The organism is Domibacillus enclensis (assembly GCF_900156125.1).
GTDB classification, from domain to species: Bacteria; Bacillota; Bacilli; order Bacillales; family Domibacillaceae; genus Domibacillus; species Domibacillus enclensis.
Genome location: NZ_FTLX01000005.1, coordinates 143,044 through 163,967 on the forward strand (window position 1 = coordinate 143,044; position 20,924 = coordinate 163,967).

At 47.0% G+C, this 20,924-nt stretch carries 24 protein-coding genes; 16 read left to right on the plus strand and 8 right to left on the minus strand.

The features are described from left to right. Positions 1–182 precede the first annotated feature (182 nt). Entirely contained in the window at positions 183–641 is a 459-nt protein-coding gene (locus BW952_RS11850) for an SRPBCC family protein (protein WP_045851970.1), read from the plus strand. Positions 642–649: 8 nt separating this feature from the next. On the opposite strand, the gene BW952_RS11855 is transcribed toward BW952_RS11850, so the two are convergent. Then, positions 650–1,063: a hypothetical protein gene (locus tag BW952_RS11855; RefSeq protein ID WP_045851969.1), complete on the minus strand. Its 414-nt coding sequence runs from the start codon at positions 1,061–1,063 to the stop codon at positions 650–652. Positions 1,064–1,287: 224 nt separating this feature from the next. Between BW952_RS11855 and BW952_RS11860 the strand changes: the two genes are divergently transcribed. The 3 genes from BW952_RS11860 (at position 1,288) to BW952_RS11870 (ending at position 4,263) form a co-directional block, all read left to right on the plus strand. Then, positions 1,288–2,223, plus strand: coding sequence for an aldo/keto reductase (locus tag BW952_RS11860; protein ID WP_045851968.1), 936 nt, complete (start codon positions 1,288–1,290; stop codon positions 2,221–2,223). Positions 2,224–2,315: 92 nt separating this feature from the next. Continuing rightward, positions 2,316–3,104 carry a CPBP family intramembrane glutamic endopeptidase gene (locus tag BW952_RS11865; RefSeq protein WP_169714105.1) on the plus strand — a complete coding sequence of 263 codons (789 nt, stop codon included), beginning with the start codon at positions 2,316–2,318 and terminating at the stop codon, positions 3,102–3,104. Positions 3,105–3,162: 58 nt separating this feature from the next. Next, positions 3,163–4,263: an S-layer homology domain-containing protein gene (locus BW952_RS11870; RefSeq protein WP_045851967.1), complete on the plus strand. Its 1,101-nt coding sequence runs from the start codon at positions 3,163–3,165 to the stop codon at positions 4,261–4,263. 104 nt (positions 4,264–4,367) lie between these two features. Here BW952_RS11870 and BW952_RS11875 read toward each other — a convergent pair whose 3' ends face one another. Together BW952_RS11875 and BW952_RS19485 are read right to left on the minus strand one after the other, a co-directional pair. Then, the gene (locus BW952_RS11875) at positions 4,368–5,159 is read right to left on the minus strand and encodes a serine/threonine protein kinase (RefSeq protein ID WP_045851966.1); all 792 of its coding nucleotides are present in this window, start codon (positions 5,157–5,159) and stop codon (positions 4,368–4,370) included. Continuing rightward, a complete protein-coding gene (locus tag BW952_RS19485; protein WP_169714106.1) occupies positions 5,159–5,326 on the minus strand; it encodes a hypothetical protein in 168 nt (55 codons plus the stop codon). Before BW952_RS19485 ends, BW952_RS11875 begins: the two co-directional genes overlap by 1 nt. A gap of 171 nt (positions 5,327–5,497) precedes the next feature. On the opposite strand from BW952_RS19485, the gene BW952_RS11880 reads away from it, so the two are divergent. Continuing rightward, positions 5,498–6,703, plus strand: a complete 1,206-nt coding sequence (locus tag BW952_RS11880; protein WP_269430742.1) for a Bcr/CflA family multidrug efflux MFS transporter — start codon at positions 5,498–5,500, stop codon at positions 6,701–6,703. A gap of 34 nt (positions 6,704–6,737) precedes the next feature. Here the strand turns inward: BW952_RS11880 and BW952_RS11885 are convergent, their stop codons facing one another. Next, the gene (locus BW952_RS11885; protein WP_045851964.1) at positions 6,738–7,607 is read right to left on the minus strand and encodes a LysR family transcriptional regulator; all 870 of its coding nucleotides are present in this window, start codon (positions 7,605–7,607) and stop codon (positions 6,738–6,740) included. A gap of 113 nt (positions 7,608–7,720) precedes the next feature. On the opposite strand from BW952_RS11885, the gene BW952_RS11890 reads away from it, so the two are divergent. Both BW952_RS11890 and BW952_RS11895 read left to right on the plus strand, forming a co-directional pair. Continuing rightward, positions 7,721–7,912 carry a hypothetical protein gene (locus BW952_RS11890; protein WP_045851963.1) on the plus strand — a complete coding sequence of 64 codons (192 nt, stop codon included), beginning with the start codon at positions 7,721–7,723 and terminating at the stop codon, positions 7,910–7,912. 88 nt (positions 7,913–8,000) lie between these two features. Further along, on the plus strand, positions 8,001–9,488 hold the full coding sequence (locus BW952_RS11895; protein WP_045851962.1) for a flotillin family protein: 1,488 nt from the start codon (positions 8,001–8,003) through the stop codon (positions 9,486–9,488). A gap of 149 nt (positions 9,489–9,637) precedes the next feature. Here the strand turns inward: BW952_RS11895 and BW952_RS11900 are convergent, their stop codons facing one another. Continuing rightward, entirely contained in the window at positions 9,638–10,126 is a 489-nt protein-coding gene (locus BW952_RS11900; protein ID WP_045851961.1) for an immunoglobulin-like domain-containing protein, read from the minus strand. Then, positions 10,123–10,620 carry a YceI family protein gene (locus BW952_RS11905; RefSeq protein WP_045851960.1) on the minus strand — a complete coding sequence of 166 codons (498 nt, stop codon included), beginning with the start codon at positions 10,618–10,620 and terminating at the stop codon, positions 10,123–10,125. The genes BW952_RS11900 and BW952_RS11905 overlap by 4 nt, the downstream gene beginning before the upstream one ends. A 104-nt stretch (positions 10,621–10,724) precedes the next feature. On the opposite strand from BW952_RS11905, the gene BW952_RS11910 reads away from it, so the two are divergent. The 4 genes from BW952_RS11910 (at position 10,725) to BW952_RS11925 (ending at position 15,556) form a co-directional block, all read left to right on the plus strand. After that, positions 10,725–10,961 carry a hypothetical protein gene (locus tag BW952_RS11910; RefSeq protein WP_045851959.1) on the plus strand — a complete coding sequence of 79 codons (237 nt, stop codon included), beginning with the start codon at positions 10,725–10,727 and terminating at the stop codon, positions 10,959–10,961. A gap of 200 nt (positions 10,962–11,161) precedes the next feature. Next, positions 11,162–12,985, plus strand: coding sequence for an assimilatory sulfite reductase (NADPH) flavoprotein subunit (locus BW952_RS11915; RefSeq protein ID WP_045851958.1), 1,824 nt, complete (start codon positions 11,162–11,164; stop codon positions 12,983–12,985). Between the two features lie 29 nt (positions 12,986–13,014). Next, the gene (gene cysI, locus BW952_RS11920) at positions 13,015–14,727 is read left to right on the plus strand and encodes an assimilatory sulfite reductase (NADPH) hemoprotein subunit (RefSeq protein ID WP_045851957.1); all 1,713 of its coding nucleotides are present in this window, start codon (positions 13,015–13,017) and stop codon (positions 14,725–14,727) included. 118 nt (positions 14,728–14,845) lie between these two features. Beyond that, positions 14,846–15,556 (plus strand): hypothetical protein, encoded by a 711-nt coding sequence (locus tag BW952_RS11925; protein ID WP_045851956.1) that lies wholly within the window; start codon positions 14,846–14,848, stop codon positions 15,554–15,556. A 74-nt stretch (positions 15,557–15,630) separates the two neighbouring features. Here the strand turns inward: BW952_RS11925 and BW952_RS11930 are convergent, their stop codons facing one another. Beyond that, entirely contained in the window at positions 15,631–15,822 is a 192-nt protein-coding gene (locus tag BW952_RS11930; RefSeq protein WP_045851955.1) for an alpha/beta-type small acid-soluble spore protein, read from the minus strand. 193 nt (positions 15,823–16,015) lie between these two features. On the opposite strand from BW952_RS11930, the gene BW952_RS11935 reads away from it, so the two are divergent. The 5 genes from BW952_RS11935 (at position 16,016) to BW952_RS11955 (ending at position 20,573) form a co-directional block, all read left to right on the plus strand. After that, positions 16,016–16,396, plus strand: coding sequence for a hypothetical protein (locus BW952_RS11935; protein ID WP_045851954.1), 381 nt, complete (start codon positions 16,016–16,018; stop codon positions 16,394–16,396). Between the two features lie 293 nt (positions 16,397–16,689). Further along, positions 16,690–17,373, plus strand: coding sequence for a Na-translocating system protein MpsC family protein (locus BW952_RS11940; RefSeq protein ID WP_045851953.1), 684 nt, complete (start codon positions 16,690–16,692; stop codon positions 17,371–17,373). Between the two features lie 102 nt (positions 17,374–17,475). Further along, on the plus strand, positions 17,476–18,009 hold the full coding sequence (locus BW952_RS11945) for an MEDS domain-containing protein (protein WP_045851952.1): 534 nt from the start codon (positions 17,476–17,478) through the stop codon (positions 18,007–18,009). 128 nt (positions 18,010–18,137) lie between these two features. Then, the gene (locus tag BW952_RS11950) at positions 18,138–19,367 is read left to right on the plus strand and encodes an EAL domain-containing protein (protein WP_045851951.1); all 1,230 of its coding nucleotides are present in this window, start codon (positions 18,138–18,140) and stop codon (positions 19,365–19,367) included. A 54-nt stretch (positions 19,368–19,421) separates the two neighbouring features. Next, the gene (locus tag BW952_RS11955) at positions 19,422–20,573 is read left to right on the plus strand and encodes a GGDEF domain-containing protein (protein ID WP_052698511.1); all 1,152 of its coding nucleotides are present in this window, start codon (positions 19,422–19,424) and stop codon (positions 20,571–20,573) included. Positions 20,574–20,591: 18 nt separating this feature from the next. On the opposite strand, the gene BW952_RS11960 is transcribed toward BW952_RS11955, so the two are convergent. Further along, positions 20,592–20,849: an HPr family phosphocarrier protein gene (locus BW952_RS11960; RefSeq protein WP_045851950.1), complete on the minus strand. Its 258-nt coding sequence runs from the start codon at positions 20,847–20,849 to the stop codon at positions 20,592–20,594. Between the last annotated feature and the right edge of the window lie 75 nt (positions 20,850–20,924).

The window sequence follows — 20,924 nt, forward strand, 5'->3', positions numbered from 1 at the left end:
GTCCGATCAAGACCGTTGCAAAAGTGGCTGTTAAAAAAGCGGTTATAGATACCAGAAAGCGAGGGAGCATTTGAAATCAACCCTTTCTAAATGTTAAATGGGACAGGGCAAGCGAAAGATCAAAAAGCAGTTGTCCCTTGCCACAATACTATTTACAATGATTGTGGGAAGGGGAGATGGAAATGCCCGTTATCAATCATGAAATTTATATTCATGCGCCAATTCATACTTGTTTTGATTTAGCGAGAAGTGTTGATGCTCACGTAGAGTCAACGAAACAGACCAATGAACGTGCGGTCGGCGGCAAAACATCAGGCCTAATGGAAAAGGGAGATCACGTGACATGGGAAGCCACTCATTTTGGCATTCGGCAGCAGCTCACCGCCAATATTACTGAAATGAATCCGCCCTATCACTTTACAGATGTAATGGTAAAAGGTACGTTTCATTCTTTTACTCATGAACATTATTTTACAGAGACGAATGGCGTTACGGTAATGAAGGATCGGTTTGATTATAAAAGCCCGTTAGGCATCATCGGAAAAATAGCTGATCGTCTGTTTCTTCAAAAGTATATGGAACGTTTTATCGCCGTGCGGGCAAAAGAGATTAAAAGAATGGCTGAAAAATCAAGGCAATAAGCATAGTATTAACTTGTTTGTTCTCTCCGAAGCAGCCATTCATTTAAAAGCATGTAAAAACTCCCCACAAGTGCGAAGATACATACAGCTGTAGAAGATTGAAGTGGAAATTCATCGAAATACCGATACCAGTAAACAAATAATACGTTGGCTAAAACAGCACTAAATAGCGTGAACAGCACCCACTTTATGATGAAAAGAGGGACATAACGATTGAGCAGGGCGGTGATTGGCACAATGAAAAGCGGCACAACTGTTATGAAAAGGCTGATCCCGCCAATCCAAATCATATCAAGTTCGAAGTCGATGTGTTCACTTGTCATGATTTTGCTGCCTTCGATTTCCTCAATCAGCCATAATCCTACTCCGCCCGCAGCCGCATAGAAGAAGGCTAGCAGAAAATAACGACGTGTCCGCTCCATTTGGATTCCTCCTATTCCTTTTTCAATTGAGAAAATGCTTCAGCCAGCAGATGAACGGAAAAAATAGGTTGATTGCTTCCTAGACGATCTGCTCCTTATCAATTCCTATTATAACCTATTATGGGTATGATAGGGGAGTGTTGAGAGAAGAGCTGAACATGTTTAATTGCAACGGTTATTGGTAATAGGAAAAGGGTGGAAAAATGAAAAGGGAGCGATACTTGATGACGAAAAAGGTTCAAATTGGCAAAACAGATCTTTATGTAAATCCGATTGGCTTTGGTGCGAACGCGGTTGGCGGGCATAACTTGTATCCGAATTTGGACGAAGAAGCGGGCCGTCAGATGGTGCGCACAGCACTCGATCACGGTGTGAACTTCTTAGATACGGCCTTTATTTACGGGCCAAAACGGTCAGAAGAACTCATTGGAGACGTGCTGAAGGAGCGCGGCAATCGTTCAGAAGCGGTCATTGCGACAAAAGCCGCACACGTTTTAACCGATGAGGGTGAAAAAATAAACAACTCGCCGGCTTTTTTGAAAAAGTCAGTCGATGAAGCTCTTGAACGCCTGCAAACAGACTATATCGACTTGTTCTACATTCATTTCCCGGATGAAGAAACACCGAAGGACGAAGCGGTCGGCGCATTGCAGGAATTGAGGGAAGCCGGGAAGATCCGCCACATCGGCGTGTCGAATTTTTCACTGGAGCAGCTGAAGGAAGCGAATAAGGATGGGCATGTAGATGTATTTCAAGGGGAATACAATTTGCTTGCGCGTGAAGCGGAAAGGGAGCTGTTCCCGTTTATGACAGCACAAAACATATCCTTTGTTCCTTATTTCCCGCTTGCCTCAGGTCTTTTAACAGGCAAATACGATCAAACGGCTACCTTTGATGATTTGCGCAGCGGTCTTCCTTATTTCCAAAAAGACGTGTTTGCGTCGAACCTGGAAAAAGTCGAGCAAATTCGTCCGATTGCGGAATCAAAAGGTGTGGAGCTGGCGCATGTTGTACTTGCCTGGTATTTAACGCGTGATGCGATTGATGTCATTATTCCGGGAGCGAAACGGTCGGAGCAGGTGTTAAACAATTTAAAAACACTTGACGTGACGCTGTCGCAGGAGGAAATTAATCAAATCGACCGGGTTTTTCAATCATAATCGGAAGCTGTCCTCACCAGGGGGACGGCTTTTGTGTGTTTCCAATTCCTTTCAAAAGAAGTAAAATGAAGAAAAACAATGAGGAGAAAACGTTGATTAATCAATCACAGGGAAGCCGGGCTTTTTTGTTAGCCGGTTTGTTTATTATGAGTATTATAGCGGTTCAGCTGCAATCGAACGTCCTCATTACAGTAAGCGTGTTTTTCGGCGCCTCTTTGTATGCTTCAGGAAGTGGCGAAAACAAATCCTTTGTATGGATCACGGTTTTATTTAATGCCGGCTTTAGTCTTTACTTGTTCGTTTCGACCGAGATTGTTTCAAGTATAGAGCCGAGAGAGTGGGAGCTTTTTCTTAAGCGGGCGTCTTTGCTTTTCATTGCGCTGCCCTTATGGCTTGCAATGGGAAAGCCGTCTCCGGGTATCCTGCGGACTGTGGACTGGCAGGCTCCATTCAAGCTGCCGTTTCATGAAACAACGTTAAAGCGGTTTTTATGGATTGCCCTCTCGATCAATATGGTGGTTTTTTTGCCGTTTATCGTACAACAAGGTTGGCCGTATGCAAAAAGCGTCTGGCTGCTGGCTCTTGTGTTCTCGCTCGTAAACGCGGCCTTAGAAGAATGGATTTGGCGGGGTCTTCTGTTAAGCCGCTTCTCTGTCTTGCTTGGTCATCGTCCGGCCCTGCTTGTGACGAGTCTTGGATTTGGACTGCAGCATTATTCGCTTGGGTTTTCCTGGTTCATCTGCCTGGCATTTGCGGTAGGCGGGCTGTTTTACGGTCTTGTGACTGTTCAGTCGAGAAGCCTCCTCCCGGCTGTTCTCTGGCACTTTATCATTAATATGCTCATGGTTTTTGCCGGACTGCTGGAGCTGAAAAGCGGGTAAAGAATAGAAAACAGCAGTCCACCCATTCATGCGTAAAAAGGAGAAGGAGGAGGACAGGATGAAGCTTCCATCTGTTATTGCCGCAGTTATTCTTTCCTTTAGTACGATGGGGTCAACAGCCGGTGCAGCGGATTTTGTTGATGTACCGGACACGAATCGTTTTTATGAAAACATTGACGCTTTGTCAGATTTGAACATTATCAGCGGGTACCCGGACGGAACTTTTCAGCCGAAAGCAGAGGTCACAAGAGGGCAGGCAGCGATTTTAATCGGGCGTGCTTTAGGTCTTGATGGCACAAAGCGTGCGACCTCGTTTTCGGATGTGAATGCAGCGAACACGGCTTCCGGCTATATTGAATCGGCTGCCGCTGCCGGTATTATTTCAGGCTTCCCGGATGGCACGTACCGGCCGAACGAGCCCGTTACACGCGGACAGACGGCCATCTTAATGGGCCGGGCATTTGATGTGACAGAGGCGGTTGACATTCATTTTCCGGATGTATCGCCTCGTTCTGCCGCCTACCCGTTCGTTGAAAACATGATCGCAGCAGGTATTGCTTCCGGCTATTCAAATGGGTTGTACCGGCCTTTTGTTGCGGTGCCGCGTGAGCAGTTTGCGGCATTTTTACATCGGGCGTATACGTATGAACCGGGAACAGAGGAAGTGGACTGGACGGATTACTTCCTGGCCAATGGACAAACGGCTTCGTTTTTAGGGGAAGGAAATGAATTTGCCTCCTACACAACACATACCGTTTGGCATGACAGCCGCCATGTAACGGTGTACGAAGACAACAGCGGAACGGTTATGGCGCGTACATTTCGGCTGGAGGATCATCAGGTTGTGGTCATTCGGGAAGAAGGCGAACAGTACGAAGATTTCGAACCGGCACCGGGTGAACTGGATGCGCTGGCACCGCTCCATATTTATTTAAAAGAGCCACTGGAGGAAGGGGCTTCATTTGAAGGCTGGACGATAATCGATGATGAAGCGATCTTGATCTCGCCGCTTCGTGCGTTTAACCAGGTGATCGTGCTGGAACGAATGGAGAATGGCGCGGTGATCCGTTCCTATTTTGCAGAGCGGTACGGTGAAGTGAAAAGAGAGCTTCTGATGGATGATTTTATGGTGACGTCTGAAATAGAATCGGTTCATTGATTCCTGTGCAGGCAGCGGAGGATGTGACCGGTAACTGTCATGATCTGACCGGTAAACCGCTTTTACCGGTCAGATCGGTGTGTTTATCAGCCATTTCTTGTCCTTTACCGGTCACATTTCAGCAGAAGCGATATTTCTTGCTTCAGCTCCGCTACAGATATGTAAGGCTGGTCAAGCTGAAGCATTCGGCGAATAATATGCTTCGCAGCGGGTGAAAGAGTCAATTCTTCTTCCCAGCTTTTCTCTTTTTTCGACGAAGGCTCAAAGCTCGAATAAAGAAGGAATAGGACAAAATGCCCAAGCGCAAAAAAATCGCTTCTTACCGACAGCTCCCGAAACAGCGGGTGCTCTTTTTTTCGTCTTCGCACGGGAGGAGAAGGAGCATTCAGCGAACGGGCCAGCCCGAAGTCAATAATTGAAATAGTCGTGCCATCCCATAAAATATTCGGAATGCGCAGATCACGGTGGACGATGTCCAAACTGTGTACGTATTCGATAACATGAAGCACCTTCGTCAACAGAAGAAAGCTGTCTCGTTCTGTGTAGGTGTGGTGATGGGAGAAAATAAGCTCTTCGAAGTTCGGCGCATCCACAAAATCCATTGCTAAAAACGGAATCTCCTTCTCTTGGAAAACGGCAAGAAGCGAGGGAATAGACGGATGGTGAAACCGGCGCAAAAAATCAGCTTCCTGCATGAAATACGCCACTTCCGCCGGCTTGTGCCTTTTTCTTCTTCGCAGCTGCTTGATCACCACGTCTGTACCCGTGTTCCAATCTTTTGCAATATAAGTAAGGCCGTAGCTTCCCTTGCCGATAAAACGATGAATGTGAAAACGACCGCCCGCCAGCATCGTGCCTGGCTTGAGCGGCCGCTCGAATAGGGGCCAAAAACGCATCAGCTGCTGTAGGAGCTGTACGAGGAGCCGCGCTTTTTCTTGTAATAATGGTGTCCGTGCTTGGACGGGTGGTGAGAGTGCTTTCTGTACCGGCGGTCGCTGCTTGAATAGTTTCGTTTATAGGAAGATTTCTGGCCCAGTATTTGCTTCAGGATTTTCTTTAACATGCAATCCCTTCCTTTCTGTTTTTCATATGTACGTTTCAGCCGTGCGGTAAGTTTCAATTATTTTCATTCTAAGCTTCATCACTGGGCGATTTTGTCGAAATCCGCTATACTGTTCATATTGTGCAAAAAAGATAATCAATTGTCTTTTTTCGAATGAAAGGGGTGTAGCAGTTGGAATTAGCACGAACTAGCAAGCGGACGCAAATGGCGATGCTTCTCGGTGCACTTGGCGCGATGGGGCCATTTACAATTGATATGTATCTGCCTTCGTTTCCGACAATCGCAGACGATTACGGCACGACGGCATCACTTGTGCAGATCAGCTTGACCGCCTGCTTGATCGGCCTGGCGCTTGGCCAGATTATTATTGGGCCGATGAGTGATGTGCGGGGGCGGAAAAAGCCGCTGACGTTTTTCTTGTTTTTATATTTTATTGCTTCTATTTTGTGCGCATTTGCGCCTTCGATTTATTGGTTTATCGCAGCGCGTGTGCTGCAGGGGTTTTCAGCAGCGGGCGGTCTTGTTATTTCACGGGCGGTCGTGCGGGACATGTACAGCGGCCGGGAGCTGACGAAGTTTTTTGCTTTATTAATGCTCGTGAATAATCTAGGTCCGATTTTGGCGCCGATTATTGGCGGAGGGGTGCTTGCTTTTACAGACTGGTCAGGCGTCTTTCTTGTGTTAAGCGGCGTTGGCATTGCGCTAATGCTTGTCGTGACATGGAAACTGGACGAAACACTTCCAGTAGAGAACCGCCGTCCGAGCAGCATTACGCAAACGTTTCGAAGCTTTGGAGAATTGCTTCGAAACCGTGAGTTTATGGGCTACGCGCTGGCACAGGGCTTTATGGTCGGCGGTATTTTCGCGTATGTTTCGGGTACACCTTTCGTGTATCAAAATATTTACGGAGCGTCGCCACAGCTGTTCAGTCTGCTGTTTGGCATCAACGGGATCGGCATTATGATCGGTACACAGGTGGTTGGCCGGTATTCGGATAAAATTCCGGAAGCGACGTTTTTGCGTTTCGGCTTGTTTATGTCAGCCGCCGCAAGCATCAGCCTTGTGATTATGGTGCTTCTGCACGGGCCGCTTTATTCAATTGTTATTCCGATTTTCTTTTTCGTTTCATCGATTGGCATCATCGGAACATCAGCCTTTTCACTGGCGATGGAAACACAGGGGCATATCGCAGGCAGTGCCTCTGCACTTCTCGGGCTGCTTCCTTTTGCACTCGGGTCAATGACGGCACCGCTCGTTGGAATTGCCGGCGAGAATACAGCTGTCCCAATGGGATTAACGATTTTTGGTGCCAGCATGCTGGCGATGATCGCGTATTTCGGGCTTGCCCGCAGTGCGAAGAAACAGCAGCACAGCTAAAAAGAAAGAATGCTGAACGTCTCGTGACGGACAATCAGCATTCTTTTTTTTGTTCAATAGCCGCAATCCATTCCACTAACGCCTTTGAACGGTGCTCATCCTTCCGGCAGATGAACAGCGTGGATACATGAGAAAAAGCGTCAGGAATTTCATAATAGTGAACGCCTTCACCTCTGGCAGCATGCTCGATGTAGGCTCTGGCGAATAAAGCGACGCCGAGCCCTGACTTCACACAGCCGATCAGTCCTTCCAGTGTTGAAAATTCAACATGCTTTTTCGGATAAATGCCTTCTGCCGCCAGCCATTGCTCCACCCGCCGCCGAAACATGCAGCCTGCTTGAAGTGTCACAAGTGTCCGGGCGTGAATATCCTGGAACGATTCCAATGGTGAATGCTCCTGATCGGAAATGAGGACAAGCTCTTCCTCGCAAAATAAAAACGTGTCAATCTCGGGATGATCCACAGGACCGGTCACAAATGCTCCGTCAACACGGTGATGGAGAACATCTTGAATAAGCGATTCCGTCGTACCGGACAGGAAGGTCAAATCAACCGCTGGAAACCGGCGCATAAAAGAAGTTAAGTAAGCGGGAAGGCGTACAGCCGCTGCGGTTTCAATGGCACCGATCGTAAGCGGTCCGCGCGGTTCATCGCCCTGCATTGCCTGTTTCGCTTCTGTCATTAATGAAAGGAGCCGGTCGGCGTAGCCAACAAGTGTTTTTCCGGAGGATGTTAACGTCATGCCGCGTGCGTTCCGGTGAAAAAGCGGAGTGCCCAGTTCCTTTTCAAGCCGCTTCAGCCGCATGGTGACATTGGATTGGACATAATTCAATGAGTGCGCGGCTTTTGTGACGCTTTGTTCTTTCGCTATCGCTTTAAACACGACCAAATCGCCTATATCCATCGATTTCTCCTCCTTCCATCAATAATAATGATGAAATATATTAATAATGATCATTTTTAAGAATCACTCTTTTATTTTACACTTGTAAAAAAAGAATGAAAAGAGATGACGATATGAAACGAGCCGTTTATTTACTCATTATTTTGTGTGCCGTAGTATTGTATGGAGTCGGGCAGCCGTCTGTAAAGAACGAGGACAAGAAGACCTATGTATTAATTGAAAATCGCTGGGTGGAAGCGGAAGAGTTTTATCTAACTGAACTGCCTAAATACGGCTGGACGATCAAAAAAATCAACAACGAATAAATCTTGTCGAAAAACGAAACGTTTTCCCATTTCTTCCGTACAGAATGGTAGATCAATATTTTACCATGAAAGGGAGTTGAGTTTTATTATGGGAAATGCAGTCATTCTTCTTATTATTGTTTTCATTTTGGCCGCAATTGGAGCCGCATTCTGGTACTTTTTTATGAAGGTACGCTACCGCACGGCCAAGTCCAACGAAGCACTGGTCATTACCGGACCGAAGCTCGGGGACAATGAAAAGGAAACGAATATTTTCACCGATGATGAAGGGCGCTCGATGAAAATTATCCGTGGAGGCGGCTATCGTCTCCGCATGTTCCAAACGTCGACACCGGTTAATTTAACCTCGTTTCAATTGAAGCTGACGACGCCCCGTGTATACACAAATGGCGGTGTGCCAATTGTGGCGGACGCGGTAGCGATGGTGAAGGTGGCCGATACGCTAAAAGGGATTGCCAATTACGCTGAGCAGTTTTTAGGAAAAGAGCAGGAAGAAATTGAAGTGGAAATCACTGAAGTATTGGGAAGCAACCTGCGGGCGATTTTATCGAAAATGACCGTGGAAGAGATTAATGGGGATCGTGAAGGATTTAATAAGCAGGTCACGGAAATTGCTCAAAAACAGCTGGATGAAATGGGCTTTAAAATCACGTCACTCGGCTTAACGGATTTGCGCGATTCCGATGCGAAAAACGGCTACCTGGACAATCTGGGACGGCCGAGAATTGCGGAAGTACGCAAGCAGGCAGAAATTGCGGAAGCTGACAGCCTGCGGGAAACGCGGATTCATAAGGCGAAGACAGACCAGGAAGCAAGGGAAGAAGAGTACAAGCGTGAGATTTCCACAGCGGAATCGAAAAAAGCAAAAGATTTAAAGGATGCTTCGATTAAAGAGGAAACAGAACGGGCACGCGCAAAATCCGAGCAGTCCTATGAGCTTGAACGGGCCAAGCTTGAAAAAGAAGTAAAGGAAGAAGAGCTGAAGCTGATCAGCCGCCAGAAAGAAGAGCAGCTCCGCATTCAGCAGCTTGAACGGGAGCGCCTCGTTACACTTGAAGCAGAGGAAACAAAAATTAGGAAAGCAAAAGCGGACGCGGATTTCTACGAAACAACAAAGCGGGCTGAAGCCGAAGCGCAAAAAGCAGAAATTGACGGAGCCGCAAAAGCGCGAATTGTCCGTGAAGCGGGTCTTGCAGAAGCTGAGGTTGTGCTGAAAAAAGGGGAAGCTGAAGCCAAAGCACGCCAATTGCTGGCAGAAGCCATTGAAGAGCACGGCGATGTCATTATTACAGAGAAGATTATCGAAATGCTGCCGCTTCTTGCGGAAAAAATTGCTCAGCCGCTGAATAATGTAGACTCGATCAAAGTCATTCAAACCGGCAGCGAATCGGGCATTCCTTCGATTAGCAAAGGCGTCACGGACACGATGCTCGGCATTCAAGAGCCATTAAAGGAATTAACGGGTATTGATGTAGCTGGTCTTCTGAAGGATTTTGCGGCGAAAGGAAAACGAACAGAAGCAGCCTCACCGCGAGCACCGGAACCTGGTGTGCAGCCAACAGAATCTAAAGACTGAAATATTGCAGGAACGACCGGATTTTTTTCAAAATAGACCGGATTGTACAGTGCGATGACCGGAAAAGGGATAATCCGGTCATCCTTCCCAGCATTCCGGTCCATTCACCACTTTTCCGGTCCATCCTATCAAAAAAGAAGCGATTCCGTTCATTCAGAACGGATCGCTTCTTTTTTAAACGGCGCGGCCAGCCAAAACGCTTCTCCGTCTACGCCAGCGCCTTGTTCATTAATAGAGAATGCACTGAACGATTTCACAATCCGGTAGTCACCGGGTACGAGCGGATCTGCTAACTGACTCAGGCTGACCGTTTCAATCGTCTGCTTCCGGGGCCCAGCCAAAAGCTTAATATCCTCAAAAGCGCTGCCATCTTCATTAAACGGAAGCACATACCAAACATTGTCGATTCGCTGCTCGATCCGGAACGGCCGGCCATATGTAAAATCGATGTTTCGACCGTTTTGAATCACAATAGTGAGCTCACTGTCTGTCACCTTGCGCAGAGATATAGACAGTCCGTTTTCTTCACTATCCAGCTGTTGAAGGGGTGCTTTCTCCATCTCAACTGTTTGTTCCTCTGGCTGGCAGCCCGTTAAAAAGATCAGTACAGCCGCTAGCTGGATAAAGGGTTTGATCATGCTTCTTTTGTCAGCTGAATGTGAAGGGTGAACTCAACCTCGTCCTTGTCCCCATCCTGATCCGCCAGCCCGTAATCACTCCGCTTTACACGGCCGCTTCCTTGAAAGCTGCTTTTGTGCTGCTGATCAGAGTCTTCCGCTTCTCCTTTAAAGGTAGCAAAAAAGGATTCGGTTCGAGTGACACCATGCAATGAAAAATCCCCGACTAATTCGTACTGGTGCTCTTCATGCTCCAGGATATTGTTGGCAATAAAGCGCATGACCGGAAATTTTTCAACATCAAAAAATTGTTCGCTCACCAGCAGCGCGTCACGTTGTTTGTCGCCGGTATCAATGCTGTCCAGATCCACCATAAACGCAATATTCGCCGCAACGAGATTGCCCGGGTCCGCCTCTACGGTCGCCTCATACGAATGAAAAGAACCTTTCACCTGGTCGGCATTAAACTGAATGCTGCTTTGCGACTCATCCACTGTCCATTTTGTTTTATCCATTTGCATATCCTCCTCGACTTTTCTCTTTGTTCATTAGTTCCCTTTAGCACAAGGAATAAAACAATGAATCAGTGCCGCATACTAGGAAAGGGGGAGGTGAGACGGTGGATCAGGAAAAGGAGAATCTGCAAGAGGAGCAGACGATTGGAGTGGAGGAATTCCCTGAAGGCTCGTACGGGGAAGTCATCAGCCAGAACAGGCGCGTCGAAAACAAAACAACGCCATGGAAAGAAAACCAGCGAAAGGCCAGTGCCTTTACGTACGAATACAAACGGCTGCATGAAAATGTGCCAAGACAATATCCGGGTGCACATCCGACACATGATGAAAAGGAAAAATAGATATAAAAAAAAGCTGGCTGAGCTTACGTGAAGCCAGCTTTTTTTATTGAGAATCATTCTTATTGTTTCTCTTTTTATGATAAGTTATAGGTTATAGTAAATATAAATAAAACCAACTTGACTTGTAGGAATAAGAGGTTTACGATTAATCTATTAAAAAGCGTTAATAGATTTCCTAATATTAGGTGAGGTGGATCGTGTTGCATTTTCAAGTAACGAATAGTCCGTTTAATGAGGAGCAGGCAGAGCTTCTGAACCGTCTTCTGCCAACATTGACTGAATCGCAAAAAGTTTGGCTGGGCGGTTTTTTAGCTGCATCCCCGTCTGCAGCAGCAGCTCCGGCACCCGTGTCAGCAGCTGAAGCACCACAGGCAGCTCCGGCACCGTCGGCAGCACCTGCTGTTTCAAAGGACGTAACGATTTTATACGGTTCTCAAACTGGAAATGCCCAGCGTTTGAGTGAAAAAGCAGGAAAAACGCTTCAATCAAACGGCTTTCAAGTAACCGTTTCAGCAATGAGCGATTTTAAGCCAAACAGTTTGAAAAAGCTGCAAAACCTGCTGATTGTGGTGAGCACACATGGAGAAGGCGATCCACCGGATAATGCCATCACCTTCCATGAATTTCTGCATGGCAAGCGTGCGCCAAAACTAGAGGAGCTTCGGTTCTCCGTTCTTTCTCTCGGCGACAGCTCATATGAATTCTTCTGCCAGACAGGGAAGGAATTCGACCAGCGCCTTGAAGAACTGGGCGGCGAGCGCATTGCCGCACGGGTTGACTGTGATCTTGACTTTGACGAGCCGGCGGCAGAATGGCTTGACAGTGTGCTGTCCGGACTGTCTGAAGCATCAGCAGGCGCTGCTCCATCACAGGAAACAGCGGCGGCTCCGGCAGCGGAATCTGACTATTCCAGAACGAATCCGTTTCATGCTGAAGTGCTCGAAAGCATCAACTTAAACGGACGCGGCTCGAACAAAGAAACTCGCCACCTTGAAATTTCTCTTGAAGGATCAGGCTTAACGTATAAGCCGGGGGACAGCCTGGGTGTTTATCCGCAAAATGATCCGAAGCTTGTGGACGATTTAATCGCAGCGCTCGGCTGGAATGCGGACGAAACGATTACGATTAACAAGCAGGGCGATGTCCGCTCATTGCGTGACGCATTCCTGTCTCATTACGAAATTACCGTGCTGACGAAGCCATTATTAGAGAAAATTGCGCAGTTAACAGGCGTGGATGAGCTTCACGACTTAATTGGCGACAGTGAAAAAGTAAAAGCGTACATACATGGGCGTGATTTATTGGATCTTGTCGAGCAATACGGCCCGTTCGGCGTTTCTCCGCAGGCGTTTGCGGACGTGCTTCGCAAAATGCCCGCCCGCCTTTACTCGATTGCGAGCAGCCTAGAAGCGAATCCGGACGAAGTGCACTTGACGATTGGGGCGGTTCGCTATAATGCAAACGGCCGTGACCGCAGCGGTGTTTGCTCGATTCTTTGTGCCGAGCGTTTGCAGCCGGGTGATACATTGCCGGTTTACATTCAGCATAATGACAACTTCAAGCTGCCGGAAAAAGCGGAAACGCCTATTATCATGATTGGTCCTGGAACAGGCGTTGCACCGTTCCGTTCCTTTATGCAGGAGCGCGAGGAAGCAGGAGCTGAGGGCAAGGCATGGATGTTCTTCGGTGACCAGCACTTCGTCACAGACTTTTTGTATCAGACCGAATGGCAAAAATGGCTTCAGTCGGGTGTCCTGACCAAAATGGACGTTGCGTTTTCTCGTGATACAGCGGAAAAAGTATATGTGCAGCACCGTATGCAGGAAAGCAGCAAGGAGCTGTTCCAGTGGCTTGAAGAGGGCGCAGCGGTTTACGTGTGCGGCGACGAGAAGAATATGGCACATGACGTTCACCATACATTGATCGATATCGTTGAAAAAGAAGGTCAGATGAGCCGTGAACAAGCGGAGCAGTATGTAGCGGATCTGCAGCAGCAAAAACGCTATCAGCGCGACGTATACTGAGTTTTTGATTGAAAGGGGAACAAAAACAGATGGGCAATCAATTGTTAACAGCACCCGGTGGCGCACCAAGTGATGTAGAGGGCATTAAAGATCGAAGTAATTTCTTGCGCGGAACACTCGCGGAAGTGATGGAGGACCGGATTTCAGCTGGAATCCCAGATGATGACAACCGCTTGATGAAGCACCACGGCAGCTATTTGCAAGATGACCGTGACCTGCGTACTGAGCGCCAAAAGCAAAAGCTTGAGCCGGCTTATCAATTTATGCTCCGCGTTCGTCTTCCAGGCGGTGTGGCTACATCAGAGCAGTGGCTGATGATGGACGAGCTGGCCCATAAATACGGCAACGGCACATTAAAGCTGACGACGCGTGAAACATTTCAGATTCATGGCATTTTAAAATGGAACATGAAGCAGACGATCAAGGATATTCATTCGACGATGATGGATACGGTTGCGGCGTGCGGTGATGTAAACCGGAACGTGATGTGCACATCCAATCCATACCAATCCGAGGTTCATACTGAGGTCCATACTCTGGCGAAAAAGCTGAGCGATGACCTGCTGCCGCAAACACGCGCGTATCATGAAATCTGGCTTGATGAAGAAAAAGTAGCCGGGACACCGGAAACGGTTGAACCGATGTACGGTCCGCTTTATTTGCCGCGTAAATTCAAAATTGGAATCGCGGTTCCGCCCGCGAATGATATCGATGTGTTTTCACAGGATCTGGGCTTTATTGCGATTATTGAAGAAGGCAAGCTTGCCGGCTTTAACGTGACAATTGGCGGCGGCATGGGCATGTCACACGGCGATACACAAACGTATCCGCAGCTTGGCAAAGTAATCGGCTTTGTGACTACGGATAAAATCGTTGATCTGGCAGAAAAAGTGATCACAATTCAGCGTGATTACGGCAACCGTTCTGTCCGCAAATACGCCCGTTTCAAATACACAGTGGATCGTCTTGGCCTTCAAAACGTGAAAGATGAGCTTGAAAAACGTCTTGGCTGGACGCTGGACGAAGCACGGGAATTCCGCTTTGATCACAACGGCGACCGCTACGGCTGGCAAAAAGGCGTGAAAGGCAAATGGCATTTCACGATGTTTGTCGAAGGCGGCCGCATTATCGATTACGATAACTACAAGCTCATGACCGGTATTCGTGAAATTGCCAAAGTGCATAACGGCGATTTCCGCTTAACGTCCAATCAAAACTTGATCATCGGCAACGTGTCCACTCAGGCGAAAAAGAAAATCAGCGCCTTGATTGACCAGTACGGCTTAACAGACGGAGCGCACCATTCGGCGATCCGCCGCAGTGCCATTGCCTGCGTAGCTTTGCCGACATGTGGACTGGCGATGGCTGAGGCTGAGCGCTATTTGCCTGAATTAATGAACAAAATTGACGCGATTGTCGATGAAAACGGCTTGCGCGATAAAGAAATTACGATCCGCATGACAGGCTGTCCGAACGGCTGCGCGCGGCATGCTCTTGGTGAGATCGGCTTTATCGGCAAAGCAGTCGGCAAATATAATATGTATTTAGGTGCGGCGCATGATGGAAGTCGCTTGAGCAAAATGTACCGTGAAAATATCGGCGAAGAAGAAATCTTAAAAGAACTTCGTGTGATTTTAACACGCTACGCTAATGAGCGGCAGGAAAGCGAACACTTTGGTGATTTTGTCATCCGCGCCGGCATTATCGAAGCGACAACGGATGGAACGAACTTCCACCAGTAAGAAGGGAAAAGCGGTCTCGACATCGAGGCCGCTTTTTTTTGTGTGTCTAAAAAAGGGTTGAGCACATAAGGATGATAATAAGCCTTGCATCAATCAGTGAGAAAAGGGGAAAGAATAGATGAGCGGAAAAAAGGTTATTCAGGTAAAGTATGGCGATGTGACCGGCGACCGCGTACCTGATGTCGTCTACTTGACAGCGGTTCAAGCAGCAGGCAGCCCTTTTTTAGAGCAGATCACGCTCGTTATCCAATGCCGGCGGACGGGTCAGACATTCCGAGTGCCGCTTGAGGAAAATGCAGGGTATCACCCGACGCTGTTTTTAGGAGATTTCACTGGGAACAATGTAAAGGATATTTTAGTTGTCATCGACACGGGGGGAAGCGGCGGAACCATTTATGCGTTTGTTTTCTCCTTTATCAATGACCGGTTTGATGCCATTTTTAATGTCAATCAATTTAACCAGCAAGCGGACTATGAGGTTCGGTTTCGGGATCAGTTCAAGGCGGAGGTTATCAGCCGACAGCCGGACAAACGGTACGTGCTTGATCTGACAACGAAAGGAGCCGATTATTTAAACGATATATATAATCCGGACGGGACGCTGAAACAGCCGATTCATGGATGGGTGTCACCGCTGACTGGCTTATATCCGGTTGATTTTGAACGGGACGGCGTGTATGAATTAAACGCCTATCAGAATATAGCCGGCCGGTACAGTGCGGACCGGCTCGGCTATATGGAAAATGTGCTGAAATGGGATGGCCATTCGTTTCACATCGACCGCCAGTATGTGCAAATTTACGGGGAGGAAAAGCAGGCAGCCGATTAACGAAAAAGCGCACTTGAAAATAAGATGGCAAAACGTTTTCGTTTCCCTTTTTATTTTACTCAGTGCGTTTCATGTTATCGGCCGAGCTCCTGCTGGGCAAGACGCACTAAACGCTTGGTCATTTCACCGCCTGTGGAGCCGTTAGAGCGGGCATTTGTTTCAGCGCCAAGCGTAACGCCAAATTCGCTGGCAATTTCATACTTGAACTGCTCCAGCGCTTGTTCAGCGCCGGGCACAAGAAGCTGCTGCCGATTATTCGCTGCCATGATGATTCACCACCTCTGTTGTTTGTTCATACTATTTGTTAATGACGGTGCGATCATGCAAAAAGAAGGGTAGTAAATGATATCGGATTTGGAAAGATTCCGCTTTTATGAGGGAGCGGAAAGAATGTTTTGCGTGTTTTGCATAAGGGTACAGGATAAAGACAAAAGTGATTTAGTAAAGGAGCGATGTTTCATGCATCCAGGATATCCAAAGGTCGGCGATCCGATCCAGTCATTCATTCAAGTGTGCGGCCAGCCGGCACCACAGTCTACAGACGACATGATTTTATTCGACATTCCCGGCATTAATGCGGTACTGACATGCTGGATTGACGAGGAAAAAAATGTACATAAGCTGTCAAGCTCCATGCCAATGGGAGCGCAGGCGGCAGTTGAGCTTGCCAAACGTTTTTTGCCGGAAGGAAGCTCGCCGGTTGAGACACATATTGACACGGAATCAGAAAAATTAAACGCGAACATTCAAACGTATGAATTTGAACAAAACGGACAAACGAAACAAGTGGGTATTACAGCTGACGAATCCGGTTCATTTACCGTAGCTGTCCAAACATAAAAGAGCTGGATAGGTCAGGGAGAAACGACTTCCTTTTTTTGCATAAAGAACTGGCTCATCATCATAGAGATCAAAAATGAAAGTCGAACGAATGCGATGTTTTCGCATGATTGTTCGGCTTTTTCTTTTGTTTAAACCCTTCTGTGCCAGGCTCTCCTTATTTGATAATCCATATTTACTTATGTTCCCTGAAGTGAATTGGCTGAACATTTTAAAAATGACCGTTGTTCTCCCGTTCCTCAAGAAGTAAAATGAAAGAGATGGATAGATCAATGCTGAGGACGGGTAATCATATGGAAAAACAAACAGTACAAAAAGAATTAAGCGGCTTTGTGGGGCGTCTTTTGCGTGAGAAGTTTGGAAAAGGGCCGGAAACGGTGTTTTCGACTGTATCGGATACAGTTGTCACTATTTATTTCACCGGGTTTTTATCCCCGCTGGAAAAATCGCTGATGCAAAAGGATCGCAGCCTTTACGTACAGGAAACACGAGATTTATTAATGGAGACGTTAATTGAGGAAATCAATGTATTCATTCATCAATATGCGGACCTTACCGTAAATAAATTTTACTACGATTGGAATCTGGAGAAAGAATCTGGAATGTTCGTCGCGATTGGAGAGGGAGCGGTCGCGACTTCACCTTATCCAAATCAAGAAAAAGTGGAAAAAGCCATTATGAGAATAACGGAAAAAGCAGAAAAGCAGCCGGAAGCGGTGTTTTCTCATTTGATTAATGAGCGAACGCTTCTTATAATAAGGGAAGGTCTTTTAATAAACATTGAAAAAGAACTCAACCGGCTCGGCTTTCAGGAAACGTTAAAATTAGCCAAGCGAAACCTTGAACGCCGCCTTATTGGAGAACGCAGGCAGGAATTTGAACAGCATACAAGTGCGCAAATCGTCGATTACTTCGTCGATTGGGACTTTGACCATGATAAGAGCGCGATCTTGTTTGTTTTAAAACCCATTAAATAACGGCAGCAATAAGCCAGGCATGGAACTGGATATAAGCCAAAAAGAAAAGGCAATCCGCCTTTCTTTTTGGCTTTTTTATTTATTAAAAAAAGGGGACTGATCATGCGAGAACAAAACAGTAATGAAACAGAAAAACCTGTACATATCGCGTACTGCTTCGCTAGCAACGATTCGTATATACATAATGTGGTGGAATACATTAAAGAAGGGATTGAAAAAGGGGAGCACGTTTTGCTGGTGGAAAACAAAAAGTGTCTTGCTCTTATACAAGCAAAGCTTCATGCCATTTTTACGGACCAGCAGCTGCAGCGGCTTCATGCGGAAGACAATTTCGATTTTTACTTCTCCAATCAGACCTTCGACCCCGGGCGAATTCTCGGCCAGTTTCATAAGTCGACCGAACTATATGTGAACCAGGGAGTGCGGACGTGGGGCCATGTGGAGTGGGGTACAGCAGACAATGCCCAGCACGTGGGTGTATACGAAAAACGGTTAAGTGAGCGCTTGTCCTGCCAGCCCATTACAGCGGTTTGTGCTTATAATGAAGACCGTGTATTACCCGATTTGAAAAAAGTGCTCCATGAAACGCATGATTACGTGATGACAGACGCCGATTGGAAAAATCATGCGTTATAATATGTGACCTTTTGTGACATACAATGAAACTTTTCGGGCGGAAACGAAGAAAACAATGTATACTAAGGAGATTAGAGACAGGCGCCATTTTTTAGAAGCGCTTGGAAGCATGAAGAAGGGGAAGTTAGATGGGACATACGATCAATCAAATAAACCATCGGACGAAGTCTAAACCAATCGATCTTCAGCAGGTCATTCCTTATTTCCAGCCCATTATCGGAGCTGATCAGCAGCAGGTGTGGGGATATGAGGTGCTCGGCCGTGTGCATTCTTCCTCGGGCATTCAATCGCTTGGTCCGTTTTTTGGAGATCCGGAAGCCGATCCCGCTCTGCAGCGTCAGGTAGACCGGCATATAAGAGAGCTGGCGTTGAACAAATTCGTTGAAGAAAAAAAGACTGGTCACTTGTTTATTAATGTGAATCCCGACTGGCTCCGCATGGACTGGCAGGAAGGCGACAAAGACTGGATCACAAGGCACGGCATTGAACCGGAACGAATTGTGCTTGAGGTCACCGAGTTTTTGTTTTCAATAAAAGAACAAGACATGCTGAATATGCTGAATTATTACAAAGAGCTCGGCTGTAAAATTGCGATTGATGATGTTGGCAAAGGCTTCAGCAATCTTGACCGCATTGCCTCTTTTTTACCGGATATCATTAAAGTGGACATTCATTTGTTAAAAAGCAGTACGCAGTCCCAGTCCTTCATGGATGTACTTCATTCCTTATCGGTCCTGGCCAGACGAATGGGTGCGTCACTCCTGTTCGAAGGAATGGAAACAGAGGATGAATGGCAAAACGCCTGGAAAAGCGGCGGCCGTTTTTATCAAGGCTACCTGTTCGCCCGGCCGGCTTCTCATTTTCAGGAAATCGCAGTGCCAATCCAGCAGAAAATGAACGGGCTGATTGAGCAGCTTGTGGAAAAAGAGCTGACCGTTTGGAACCGCCAGTTTAAGCTTGAGCAGCTTTTGAATCATAAGATGCTGCAAATATTAGACACGTTTCCTTATCTGGCAGACCCGGCTGCGTATTTAACAGAGTTGACGGTTGATGTAAAAGAGTACTGCTATCGCATTTACATCTGTGACAGTAAAGGAAATCAAATAACAGCGAATTACATAATGGTGGACGGGGACTGGCAGAAGCAGCCGGAATACCGAGGGAAAAACTGGAGCTGGCGCCCGTATTTTCTGCACAATATCGCCAAGATGAAGATTGATGAAAAAGGCATCTTGTCTGAAGAATATCAGGACTTGGAAACGAATGTCCGTATCCGAACCTTTTCTTATCCTATTCAAAATGGCTACCTGTTCCTTGACTTGATGGTTGATCTGAAAAAAGCCTTATTCAATGCATGAAAAGATGCTATACTGTGAGAAAAAACCTGTTTGTCGAAAGGCGGGTTCCATGAAATGATAGCAGATTGGCGCAGGGCATTCAGAAAAAGTGCATGGCAGGACAATGTATCAGCAGTCAATATACAGCGGATTTACCGGCTGTCCTTTATCGCTGTTCCGATCCATGTGGCACACATTATTTTGTTTTGGTTCGCTTTATCACCGGGGGACAGCGATAAAACGGTTCAATGGAAATACGCGATTATGCTTCTGCACGCCAGTATGAGCCTTGTGGCGATTGGGACAGGAGCAGCCGCCTGGAAGCTGAAAAAACACAATGGCGTTCAAAAAACAAAAGCGATTGTGCTCCAGCAGCTGCTCATCTTTTCCTGGCTGCTGTTTGGCATTCTGGTCGCCTGGGCTGACTTGCTCGTTTCAGCCAGCATCACGCCGTTTTTAATGGCGTGTCTTGGCGTGGCGGTTGTTTTTTTGATTCCGCCGCTCTTTTCTGTTCTGCAGTATATGACCGCTTTTTTGTTTTTTCAACTCATGCTGACCTGGACGAGCCATTCAGCCGATATTTTGCTTTCCTTGCGGGTGAACGCACTGACGCTGCTGGGCATCAGTCTTGGTGTTTCCGTTTTTTTATGGCGGATGCACGAGGAGCGCATGAGGCAGCAGGAAAAAATCGAAAGTCAAAACCGGTTCCTTGAGCAGGCAAACGAGGAGCTTGCGTGGACGGCTTCGCATGATTCATTGACCGGTTTAATCAATCGCCCGACGTTTATTCAAAAAGCAGATGAATGGCTGAATCAAGGCATTTTATCAGGGTTAATTGTAATGGATATCGATTTATTCAAACAAGTGAACGATCAACATGGGCATCCAGCAGGGGACGCCATCTTAAAAAGTGTGGCCGATCTTTTACGGCAGTCAGTTGGAATGGAAGGGATAACCGGAAGACTCGGTGGCGAGGAGTTTGTGGTTTTAATACCGGACTCAGACGAGCACGCAAGCTCGCAGACGGCTGAAAGGCTGCGCCAGACGATTGAAGAGTACGTGTTTCTCAATGACATCCGCATTACAGCGAGCTTCGGAGTGGCTGAAATGAACGGGACCTTTGCGGCGAGCTATCATGCAGCAGACGAAGCATTGTATAGAGCAAAAAAATCCGGTCGAAACCGTGTGGAAGCCGGACAGCCTCAAACCGACTCTACATTCGTATAACAAAACAAAACACGCACCCTAGGCGGAGCGTGTTTTGTTTTGTTCAAAAGCGGCACCGATTGCTTTGATCGCCTCGTACTCGTCCATTCCTTTGGCGGTCAGGGTCATCTCACCCGTTGTCGAGCCAAGCGAAAGAAGCCCCATAATCGATTTCACGTTCACTTTCCGATGTTGATATTCAAGGAAAACATCAGAAACGAACTGGCTGGCCAGGTGAACAACAGGGACGGCGGTTTCCGGCAAAAAGCCGTTTATATAAACTGTTTTGACGAACATCTCGTTCAGACCTTTCATTTTAAAATGACAGTATTCATTATACCCAGTCCTGTAGAAAAAAGAACCTCTAAATTG